This window comes from Rahnella sp. P4_A8, from assembly GCF_056402435.1.
The window spans coordinates 1-2,046 of sequence record NZ_JBFUHK010000180.1 but is presented as its reverse complement, the minus strand read 5'-3'; the positions used below and the strand labels follow the sequence as shown (position 1 = coordinate 2,046).

Sequence of the window (2,046 nt, the reverse complement as noted above, 5' to 3'; positions counted from 1 at the left end):
GCTGTAATCTGCTCATTGTTTCCGCCCGCCAGCATGGCAGAGGCTTGCGACGCGGCTTCAAAAAGACGCGCAGTTTTGCTGTAAATCACCTGCATGTAACTGGCTTCTGTGATGTCAGGATCATTGCAATTAATCAGTTGCTGCACTTCGCCTTCTGCAATCACATTCACCGCTTTTGCCATCAGAGCCAGAACAGGAAGCGATTCAAGATCTGTCATCATTTGAAATGCGCGGGTGTAGATAAAATCGCCGACCAATACGCTGGCGGCGTTGCCAAATGCGGCGTTCGCAGTGGCCTTTCCCCGACGCATATCTGATTCGTCAACCACATCGTCATGTAACAGTGTGGCGGTATGAATAAACTCAATCAGAGCAGCGACTTTGATGTGTTTATCGCCCCGGTAGGATAGTGCTTTGGCTGCCAGTACTGCTATCATCGGGCGGATACGTTTGCCGCCGCCACTGATGATGTAATATCCCAGTTGATTGATGAGAGAAACCTCTGAATTCAACTGTTCAAGGATGGATGCATTGACTGCAGCCATGTCGTCCTGGGTAAGATCAATAATCTGTTCTAGGTTCATTGTGTTTTTTCAGCTGTTGTTCTCTTCACCGCAATGAGGTCTGGCTCACATTGGCACATGGCGCTAACTGTAAAGGGGATTGTACTTGAAAAACAGTGTAGATAAATGATATCGGAAGAACTGCGCTTTTTTTCTTCTTTTGTCGTCATTGTACACTTGTCTTATGCTGATTTTTTGCGTAGAATTCGCGCCCTATTGTGAATATTTATAGCGCCCTCTGGACTATACAAAGTTGAGTGCGCGGAAAGCGGAGTTTTATATGTACGCGGTTTTCCAAAGTGGTGGTAAACAACACCGTGTCAGCGAAGGACAGACTATCCGTCTGGAGAAGCTGGACGTTGCAACTGGCGAAGCTATCGAGTTCGATCAGGTTCTGATGATTGCAAACGGTGAAGAAATCAACATCGGTCTGCCTTTAGTGGCTGGCGGTGTAATCAAAGCTGAAGTCGTTGCTCACGGTCGTGGCGAAAAGGTCAAAATCGTTAAGTTTCGTCGTCGTAAACACTATCGTAAGCAGCAGGGCCACCGTCAGTGGTTCACTGACGTTAAAATCACCGGCATCAGCGCTTAAGATTAGGAGAGCGGAACAATGGCACACAAAAAGGCTGGCGGCTCCACACGTAACGGTCGCGATTCAGAAGCTAAACGTCTGGGCGTAAAACGCTTTGGCGGCGAAGCAGTACTGGCAGGCAGCATCATCGTTCGTCAGCGCGGCACCAAATTCCACGCTGGTATCAACGTGGGTTGCGGCAAGGACCACACTCTGTTTGCTTTGGCTGACGGTAAAGTCAAGTTCGAAGTTAAAGGCCCGAAAAACCGTAAGTACATCAGCATCGAAGCTGAATAAGTTTTTCGCGTCTTAGTAAATAGATGTAAGCCCCGCAATTCGTTGCGGGGCTTTTTACATTCTGGTTAGCCCATTCTGGCGGGATATGGATACGAAATCACAGGCACCTGTCGGGATTCTGTTGGCGCTGATTACTGCCATGAGCTGGGGCTCTTTGCCTATCGCCATGAAGCAGGTTCTGGTGGTGATGGATCCCTTTACTGTGGTTTGGTATCGGTTTTCGATGGCGGCCGTTGTGCTGGGTTGCATTTTGGCCATGAGGCGAAGGCTGCCTCCGAGAGCGATTTTCAGGCGACCGCGTTGGCTGGTTTTAGTGCTGATTGCAACTTGTGGATTACTGGGAAACTTTGTTCTTTTTAGTTCTTCTTTGCAATTTCTTAGCCCGACGGCTTCTCAGGTTATCGGACAGCTTTCTCCGGTCGGTATGATGGTGGCCAGCGTAATCATCCTAAAAGAAAGGATGCGCGTTACGCAGGTTATTGGCGCCAGTATGTTAATTTTTGGGCTGATATTGTTTTTCAATACCAGTCTGATTGAGATTTTCACCCGTCTGACGGATTACACTTTGGGTGTGATTTTTGGCGTCGGGGCAGCAACAGTTTGGGTGATATACGG

Annotated in this window: 4 protein-coding genes; 3 read left to right on the top strand and 1 reads right to left on the bottom strand. The window is 48.4% G+C overall.

What is annotated here, in order from left to right; translation table 11 throughout:
• The coding region (locus tag AC1DUO_RS24405; RefSeq protein ID WP_477989170.1) for a polyprenyl synthetase family protein at positions 1–584 on the bottom strand (584 nt) is incomplete at its 3' end.
• 259 nt (positions 585–843) lie between these two features.
• Here AC1DUO_RS24405 and rplU point away from each other — a divergent pair.
• The 3 genes from rplU to AC1DUO_RS24390 form a co-directional block, all read left to right on the top strand.
• Positions 844–1,155 (top strand): 50S ribosomal protein L21, encoded by a 312-nt coding sequence (gene rplU / locus AC1DUO_RS24400; protein ID WP_013573804.1) that lies wholly within the window; start codon positions 844–846, stop codon positions 1,153–1,155.
• Positions 1,156–1,173: 18 nt separating this feature from the next.
• The gene (gene rpmA, locus AC1DUO_RS24395) at positions 1,174–1,431 is read left to right on the top strand and encodes a 50S ribosomal protein L27 (protein WP_013573805.1); all 258 of its coding nucleotides are present in this window, start codon (positions 1,174–1,176) and stop codon (positions 1,429–1,431) included.
• A gap of 85 nt (positions 1,432–1,516) precedes the next feature.
• Positions 1,517–2,046: DMT family transporter (locus AC1DUO_RS24390; RefSeq protein ID WP_477989169.1), on the top strand; the 530-nt coding region annotated here is incomplete at its 3' end.

Bases quoted from the DNA above. Each gene is read 5' to 3' on its own strand.
- rplU (WP_013573804.1), top strand. From the start codon at position 844: ATGTACGCGGTTTTCCAAAGTGGTGGTAAACAACACCGTGTCAGCGAA.
- rpmA (WP_013573805.1), top strand. From the start codon at position 1,174: ATGGCACACAAAAAGGCTGGCGGCTCCACACGTAACGGTCGCGATTCA.